The sequence below is a fragment of the Psychrobacter sp. W2-37-MNA-CIBAN-0211 genome, from assembly GCF_040309405.1.
Taxonomy (GTDB): domain Bacteria; phylum Pseudomonadota; class Gammaproteobacteria; order Pseudomonadales; family Moraxellaceae; genus Psychrobacter; species Psychrobacter glaciei.
Window position 1 is genome coordinate 1 of record NZ_JBEOOU010000162.1, and the last position, 276, is coordinate 276.

At 45.3% G+C, this 276-nt stretch carries 1 pseudogene; it reads right to left on the reverse strand.

The annotated features are described in order from the left end of the window. Nucleotides 1-276, reverse strand: a pseudogene (locus AAEY72_RS14725) (penicillin-binding protein); the annotation flags it as partial.

Genomic DNA, 276 nt, shown 5'->3' on the forward strand with positions numbered 1-276 from the left:
GGTATAGTCTTTTTCTAATGCCGCAGCATAAATAAAAGGCTTAATATTGGAACCTAATTGGCGTTTAGCTTGGGTTACTCGATTGAATTGACTTTTGCGAAAGCTAAATCCACCCACGAGGGTTTTGATTGCGCCGTCATGAGGTTCAAGTGAGACGGTTGCACTCGAGACTATTGGGATTTGTGACAATTGCCAATGCTTACCATTATGGCGGATCCACACTTGTTGGCCGGCGGTGAGTATATCGGCTGCTTGCTTTGGTGGTAAGGTTTGACG